At 66.5% G+C, this 7,540-nt stretch carries 8 protein-coding genes; 1 reads left to right on the top strand and 7 read right to left on the bottom strand.

Annotated features, from left to right (window positions below; translation table 11 throughout):
* Positions 1 to 79: 79 nt before the first annotated feature.
* The 6 genes from prcA to arc form a co-directional block, all read right to left on the bottom strand.
* Positions 80 to 853: a proteasome subunit alpha gene (gene prcA, locus FNH09_RS42940; protein WP_162469953.1), complete on the bottom strand. Its 774-nt coding sequence runs from the start codon at positions 851 to 853 to the stop codon at positions 80 to 82.
* Between the two features lie 60 nt (positions 854 to 913).
* Positions 914 to 1,759, bottom strand: coding sequence for a proteasome subunit beta (prcB, locus tag FNH09_RS42935; protein WP_162469952.1), 846 nt, complete (start codon positions 1,757 to 1,759; stop codon positions 914 to 916).
* Complete coding sequence (locus FNH09_RS42930; RefSeq protein ID WP_152895290.1) at positions 1,711 to 2,322, bottom strand: endonuclease domain-containing protein; 612 nt, start codon at positions 2,320 to 2,322, stop codon at positions 1,711 to 1,713. The genes prcB and FNH09_RS42930 overlap by 49 nt, the downstream gene beginning before the upstream one ends.
* Positions 2,323 to 2,366: 44 nt before the next feature.
* Complete coding sequence (locus tag FNH09_RS42925) at positions 2,367 to 2,585, bottom strand: ubiquitin-like protein Pup (RefSeq protein ID WP_152895289.1); 219 nt, start codon at positions 2,583 to 2,585, stop codon at positions 2,367 to 2,369.
* Positions 2,586 to 2,773: 188 nt separating this feature from the next.
* Entirely contained in the window at positions 2,774 to 4,285 is a 1,512-nt protein-coding gene (gene dop / locus FNH09_RS42920) for a depupylase/deamidase Dop (RefSeq protein WP_338017854.1), read from the bottom strand.
* A gap of 232 nt (positions 4,286 to 4,517) precedes the next feature.
* A complete protein-coding gene (arc, locus tag FNH09_RS42915; RefSeq protein ID WP_162469951.1) occupies positions 4,518 to 6,284 on the bottom strand; it encodes a proteasome ATPase in 1,767 nt (588 codons plus the stop codon).
* A gap of 249 nt (positions 6,285 to 6,533) precedes the next feature.
* Here arc and FNH09_RS42905 point away from each other — a divergent pair, with 249 nt between their 5' ends.
* A complete protein-coding gene (locus tag FNH09_RS42905) occupies positions 6,534 to 6,833 on the top strand; it encodes a ferredoxin (protein ID WP_162469949.1) in 300 nt (99 codons plus the stop codon).
* A gap of 58 nt (positions 6,834 to 6,891) precedes the next feature.
* Here FNH09_RS42905 and FNH09_RS42900 read toward each other — a convergent pair whose 3' ends face one another.
* Entirely contained in the window at positions 6,892 to 7,470 is a 579-nt protein-coding gene (locus FNH09_RS42900; RefSeq protein ID WP_162469948.1) for a hypothetical protein, read from the bottom strand.
* Positions 7,471 to 7,540 lie beyond the last annotated feature (70 nt).

Here is a 7,540-nt window from a genome sequence, read left to right as displayed (position 1 = left end):
ACACCCCGCCCCCGGACAGCACCGTGCCCCCGACCGCCGTCACCGGCCGGGGGCACACACGGAGCGAACCAGGAACGAACTACAGCTCCTTGCCACCGTCGTCCTGAGCACCCTCGGCACTCTCCTCGGCGCTCTCCGCCTCCGTCGTCGCACCCTGCGCCGCCAGCAACCGCGACAACTGCGGACCCACGATCCGCTTGAACTTCCGCGCCTGCGGACGCGTACGATCCAGCACCGCGACCTCCAGCCGCTCGGCGGGAATCTCCCGCTGAGTGCCGTTGGTGTCCCGCGACAGCGCCTGCACCGCCAGCTTCAGCGCCTCCGACAGGCTCATCCCGTCCTCATGACGCTGATCCAGATACGTACTGATCTGCTCCGCGTTACCACCCACCGCGACCGAACCGTGCTCGTCCACGATCGACCCGTCATGCGGCAGCCGATAGATCTGATCACCCTCCGGAGTCTCACCGACCTCCGCCACGACCAGCTCCACCTCGTACGGCTTCTCGGCCGCACTGGAGAAGATCGTGCCCAGCGTCTGGGCGTACACATTCGCCAGCCCGCGCGCCGTCACGTCGTCACGGTCATAGGTGTAGCCACGCAGATCCGCGTAGCGCACACCACCGATCCGCAGGTTCTCGTACTCGTTGTACTTGCCGGCGGCCGCGAAACCGATCCGGTCGTAGATCTCACTGAACTTGTGCAGCGCACGGGACGGGTTCTCACCGACGAACACGATGCCGTCGGCATACTGGAGCACGACCAGACTGCGGCCACGCGCGATGCCCTTGCGGGCGTACTCCGCCCGGTCGGCCATCGCCTGCTGGGGTGAGACATAGAACGGCGTCGACACCGGTTATCCGTCCCTTTCTGTCGAAGTCACAAGATCACCTGAAGGAAGCACAGCCGCCTGCTAGAGCAACGCGGCACGCGGGCCGTCCGGCTGCTCCAGACGGCGCTCCAGAATCGAACGGGCGATCTCGGCGGACTCGCCCTCGGTGAGCCGACGGAAACCGTCCTCGGTGATCACGGTGACGATCGGATAGATCCGGCGGGCGACATCGGGACCACCGGTCGCCGAGTCGTCGTCAGCCGCGTCGTACAGAGCCTGCACCACCAGCGTGGTGGCCTGGTCCTCGGTCAGGTCCTCACGGTAGAGCTTCTTCATCGCACCCCGCGCGAAGATCGAACCCGACCCCGTCGCCGCGTAACCGTGCTCCTCGGAACGGCCACCCGTGACGTCGTACGAGAAGATCCGCCCCTTCGCCCGGTCCACGTCGAACCCGGCGAACAACGGAACCACCGCCAGCCCCTGCATCGCCATGCCCAGGTTGGAACGGATCATGGTCGACAGCCGGTTCGCCTTGCCCTCCAGCGACAGCTGAGCGCCCTCGACCTTCTCGAAGTGCTCCAGCTCCAGCTGGAACAGCTTCACCATCTCCACGGCCAGACCGGCCGTGCCGGCGATACCCACCGCCGAGTACTCGTCCGCCGGGAACACCTTCTCGATGTCCCGCTGCGCGATCATGTTGCCCATCGTCGCCCGGCGGTCACCGGCCAGCACGACACCGCCCGGGAAGGTCACGGCGACGATCGTGGTGCCGTGCGGCGCCTCGATCACACCCTGCGTCGGAGGCAGTTGCCGCTTGCCGGGCAACATCTCCGGCTGGTGCTCGGAGAGAAAGTCCATGAAGGACGACGACCCAGGCGTCAGGAAGGCAGCTGGTAGACGCCCGGTGCTACGAGTGTTGGCTTCCACGCGTTTCCTTCCACGTATGCGGCAGCCCGCCTTATGGCATCGGGCCGATCCTTGAACTGCCCCAGTGCGGCATTGCAGCTGAAGCACAGTACGCCTCGGACCCTACCCGTCTCGTGGCAGTGATCCACATGTGCCGCCGGGGCTGACAAACATATGCAGCAGACGCCCCCTTGAGAAGCGATCAGCGCGTCACGCTCGGCTTCGGTGAGGCCGTAGTTGCGCTTCAGATGCCTCTGCCGCCCCTGGACCGCCCGGCACGCCTTGCAGCGTGTGGACAGCCCGTCCGATGCGGTGGCGTTGCGATGCCATTCGCCGTGCGGCTTGACCTCTCCGCATGTCCGGCAGAGCTTGTGCCCGGCCGGAACGTCCACCTTCTCCCGCACCGACTTGCCCATGGCCTCCCGCCGACGCCGGTAGTGCGTGGCGCTGTACTCCGCCACACACTCCCGGCACCGGGGCTGAAGGCCATCGCGCCGGTTCCTGTCGTTCGCGAACGCCTCAAGAGGCAAGTCGCGCCGACAACCCGCGCAGTGCTTCGCGTTCGGATCGTCCGTCACCCTCATCCCCCGCTACCTTCATTTCAAAGGCAAGAGTGACCCGAAATCCTCTACTCTCCGCCTTTTTGCACGAAGCTTCGAACGAAATCCTCGGCATTTTCCTCGAGTACATCGTCAATCTCGTCAAGAACCGAGTCCACGTCGTCGCTCAGCTTCTCGTGACGTTCCTTGAGGTCGCCGGTCGCCTGCGCGTCCTGCGTCTGCTCCTCGACCTCCTCGGTGGAGTGCGTCGCCTTCTGCTGGCCGCCGCCGGTGTCCTTGGTCGCCATAACCCTCACCCCGCTCAGTTCGCCCGACATGGTCGGCAGGTAGGCATTCCTGCCGATCGGTGGTGATCAGACCCTACAAGCCGGGCCCGACTTCGGCCCCGCAGTTGCTGCAACGCACGGGGCCCACCTCGATGATTCCCTTGCGCGGGGTTTTCCACCCGCGCACGAGGACCGTTCCGAGGATCGGTTCAGCCGCCGGAGAGGACCCTGACCAGGTCTTCTGCGGTACGGCATCGGTCCAGGAGTTCCTTGACGTGATTTCGCGTTCCGCGTAGGGGCTCCAGGGTTGGGACCCGCTGGAGGGAGTCGCGGCCGGGCAGGTCGAAGATCACCGAATCCCAGGAGGCGGCCGCGACGTCGTCCGCGTACTGCTCCAGGCAGCGGCCGCGGAAGTAGGCGCGGGTGTCCTCGGGGGGCTCGGTCCTGGCCCGCTCGACCTCGGTCTCGTCCAGGAGCCGCTTGATGCGTCCGCGGGCCACCAGACGGTTGTAGAGGCCCTTCTCGGCCCGTACGTCCGCGTACTGGAGGTCGAGGAGATGCAGTTTGGCGGCGTCCCAGTCCAGGCCGTCCCGGCGGCGGTAGCCCTCCATGAGTTCGCGTTTGGCGACCCAGTCGAGTTCGCCGGCCAGGCTCATGGGGTCGCGTTCGAGCCGGTTGAGGGTGTCCTCCCAGCGGGTGAGGACGTCCTTGGTCTGTTCGTCGGCGTCGGCGCCGTAGCGCTCCTCCACGTATTTGCGCGACAGCTCGTAGTACTCCATCTGGAGCTGGACCGCGGTGAGTGTGCGGCCGCTGCGGAGGGTGACCAGTCGCTTGAGGGTGGGGTCGTGGGAGACCTGGTGGAGGGTGCGTACGGGCTGGTCGACGGCGAGGTCGACGGCGATGAAGCCGTCCTCGATCATGGACAGGACCAGGGCGGTCGTGCCCAGTTTCAGGTAGGTCGAGATCTCGGAGAGGTTCGCGTCTCCGATGATCACGTGCAGGCGTCGGTACTTCTCGGCGTCGGCGTGGGGTTCGTCGCGGGTGTTGATGATCGGCCGTTTGAGGGTGGTCTCCAGGCCGACCTCGACCTCGAAGTAGTCGGCGCGCTGGCTGAGCTGGAAGCCGTGTTCGTGGCCGTCCTGGCCGATCCCGACGCGGCCGGCTCCGGCGAAGACCTGGCGGGAGACGAAGAAGGGGGTGAGGTGGCGCACGATGTCGGAGAAGGGGGTTTCCCGCTTCATCAGGTAGTTCTCGTGCGTGCCGTAGGAGGCGCCCTTGTTGTCGGTGTTGTTCTTGTAGAGGTGGATGGGCTGGGCGCCGGGGAGCTGGGCGGCGCGTTCGGCGGCCTCGGCCATGATCCGTTCGCCGGCCTTGTCCCAGAGGACGGCGTCGCGGGGGTTGGTGACCTCGGGGGCGCTGTATTCGGGGTGGGCGTGGTCGACGTAGAGGCGGGCGCCGTTGGTGAGGATCACGTTGGCGAGGCCGATGTCCTCGTCGGTGAGCTGGCTGGAGTCGGCGGCTTCCCGGGCGAGGTCGAATCCCCGGGCGTCCCGGAGCGGGTTCTCCTCCTCGAAGTCCCAGCGGGCCCGGCGGGCCCTGTGCATCGCCGCGGCGTAGGCGTTGACGATCTGGGACGAGGTGAGCATGGCATTGGCGTTGGGGTGGCCGGGGACGGAGATGCCGTACTCCGTCTCGATGCCCATTACTCGCCGTACGGTCATGCGGCCCTCCTTGCCCGGCGGCACCCTCGGTCGTGGGCGCCGCTCAAGTACCGGTGGTGCTCCGGTCGCGTGCGGTGCCCGTCCCCGCACTGCGCGATCCGGCGGTACGGAAGAGCCTAGAACGGCTTTGCGCTGGTGGGGAGATCATTTGCGTCATTGCCTTGTTGCTGCTGTGGCCGGAAAAACAGTTGGCTGCGGGTACCCGTGGTGGGCACCCGCAGCCGCCCTGTTTTTACAGGTACTGTCCGGTGTTTGCCACGGTGTCGATGGAGCGTCCGGTGTCCGCGCCCTGCTTTCCGGTGATGAGGGTGCGGATGTAGACGATCCGTTCGCCCTTCTTGCCGGAGATTCGGGCCCAGTCGTCGGGGTTGGTGGTGTTGGGGAGGTCTTCGTTCTCCTTGAACTCGTCCACGCATGCCTGGAGGAGGTGGGAGACGCGGAGGCCCTTCTGCTGGTGGTCGAGGAAGTCCTTGATCGCCATTTTCTTGGCGCGGCCGACGATGTTTTCGATCATGGCGCCGGAATTGAAGTCCTTGAAGTAGAGGACTTCCTTGTCGCCGTTGGCGTAGGTGACTTCCAGGAAGCGGTTTTCCTCGGATTCGGCGTACATGTGTTCCACTGCCGTCTGGATCATGCTCTGGACGGTGGTGGCCTTGCTGCCGCCGTGCTCGCCGACGTCGTCGGAGTGCAGCGGGAGGCGCTCGGTGAGGTACTTGCCGAAGATGTCCTTGGCCGCTTCGGCGTCCGGACGTTCGATCTTGATCTTCACGTCGAGGCGGCCGGGGCGCAGGATGGCGGGGTCGATCATGTCCTCGCGGTTGGAGGCGCCGATGACGACCACGTTCTCCAGGCCTTCGACGCCGTCGATCTCGGCGAGCAGCTGGGGGACGATGGTGTTCTCCACGTCCGAGCTGACGCCGGAGCCGCGGGTGCGGAAGAGGGATTCCATCTCGTCGAAGAAGACGATGACGGGGGTGCCCTCGCTGGCCTTCTCGCGGGCTCGCTGGAAGACGAGGCGGATCTGGCGTTCGGTCTCTCCGACGTACTTGTTGAGGAGCTCGGGTCCCTTGATGTTGAGGAAGAAGCTCTTGCCGGCGGCCGCGCCGGTGACTTCGGCGACCTTTTTGGCCAGTGAGTTGGCGACGGCCTTGGCGATGAGTGTCTTGCCGCATCCGGGGGGTCCGTAGAGGAGGACGCCCTTGGGCGGGCGCAGCTCGTGCTCCTTGAACAGGTCCGGGTAGAGGTAGGGGAGCTCTACGGCGTCGCGGATGGCTTCGATCTGGTTGCCGAGGCCGCCGATCTGCTCGTAGCCGATGTCGGGGACTTCTTCGAGGACGAGTTCTTCGACCTCGCTCTTGGGCACGACTTCGTAGACGTAGCCGGAGCGGGGTTCGAGCAGGAGGGCGTCGCCGGGGCGGATGGTGACGTCCAGCAGCGGCTCGGCGAGCCGTACCACCCGCTCCTCGTCGGTGTGCCCGAGGACGAGGGCGCGTTCGCCGTCCTCGAGGATCTCCTTGAGGGTGACGATGTCTCCGACCCGCTCGTACTCCATGGCTTCGACCACGTTGAGCGCTTCGTTGAGCATCACTTCCTGGCCGCGCCTGAGCTCGTCGAGCTCGACGCCGGGGCTGACGTTCACGCGGAGTTTGCGGCCTCCGGTGAAGATGTCGGCGGTGCCGTCCTCGTTCGCCGTGAGGAAGACTCCGAAGCCGGCCGGTGGCTGGGCGAGCCGGTCGACTTCCTCCTTGAGGGCCACGATCTGGTCGCGGGCCTCACGGAGCGTGTTGGCGAGTCGTTCGTTCTGGGCGGAGACGCCGGCCAGGTTGGTCTGGAGCTCGACGATCCGCTCTTCGAGAATCCTCGTGTGCCGCGGAGAGTCGGCGAGCTTGCGCCGCAGGACGGCGATCTCCTGCTCAAGGTAGGCAATCTGCCCGACGGGGTCGTCGGACCCTCGTCCCGGGCGGATGCCGCGGTTCATGTCGTCGTCGTGGGCTGCCACGGTCCTCACCTCCTCCAAGGGGAGCTGGACGCTTCCAGACCCTACCTGGGTGGGTGTCGATTGAAACCCCTAGATCACAAAGACTGTAGAGGTGTGTCCGATCTTCACCCTTGCGCTCTCCCTCACGCCAGGGGAATACCCACCGAACATGATTGGAAAGCGGGCGGGGGTAGGGTCGAAGTGTTCAACACCCGTCAGGGTCCGCATCGTTCCCGCGGCTCTGTGTAGTAAACGGTCAGGAGAGATGACGTGCAGCAGGTGACCGGTGTCGGCGGTGAGGCTTTGGAGGTCTGGATCGACCAGGATCTCTGTACCGGTGACGGCATCTGTGCCCAGTACGCGCCCGAGGTGTTCGAGCTGGACATCGACGGTCTGGCCTATGTGAAGGGTGCCGACGAGGAGCTGTTGCAGGAGCCGGGCGCGACGGTTCCGGTGCCGTTGCCGCTGCTGGTGGACGTGGTGGACTCGGCGCGGGAGTGTCCGGGTGACTGCATTCATGTGCGTCGGGTTTCGGACAGCGTCGAGGTGTACGGCCCGGACGCGGAGTAGCCGCGCGGTCACGGCATGTGACAGGTGTCTGGTTTCTCACACATGCCGGTGGCCTGATTCAGCTGTCGGCCGCTCCGGCGGATGTCGAGCGGATGAACGCGCCGTTCTTCCACTGCCACTTCACGCTCTCGGTGACGTCGGGGCAGCAACTGGCTATGTCGGGCGACGAGTAGCCGAGGAGCGTGGCGTGTATGGCCGCGTCGGTGACGGTGAGGCTGCTGACGGTGAAGCGGGCCTTGGGCTCGACGAGGGTGGCGACCACACGGGCGTGCTGGTCGCCCGAGGCCTGGACGAGGACGTAGAGGGCGTCGGGCGGGGTGCCCATGCCGGCGTCGCAGTGGACGGTGGCGACGGTTTCGGGGCGGCCGTCGCCGTCGAGGTCGCCGCTCGCCTTGCGCTGGACGACGGCGGTGACGGGGCCGCAGTCGAGGGGGAAGTCGACGCCGGTGGTGGCCGGTGGCGCGGCGCTCGTGGGAGCGCTCGTGGGCTGGGCCGCGGAGGGCTGGGCGGCGGTCGCCGGGTGGGGTTGCAGGAGTGAGGTGAAGGCGACGACACCGGCGACGGCGGTCGCGGTGGCGACCCAGTGGATCGGCCGGGTGTGGTCGTGTGCCAGTTCCGGGACGACGGATTGCTGCACGGGGTGCGTCTCCTGCGAGGACTGTGCCGGGAGGCCGGGGTGGGGTGGCCAGCATCGTGCCACACGTCAC

The organism is Streptomyces adustus, assembly GCF_009377175.1.
In the GTDB taxonomy this organism is placed as follows: Bacteria; Actinomycetota; Actinomycetes; order Streptomycetales; family Streptomycetaceae; genus Streptomyces; species Streptomyces adustus.
This window is presented reverse-complemented; position numbering and strand designations above follow the sequence as displayed.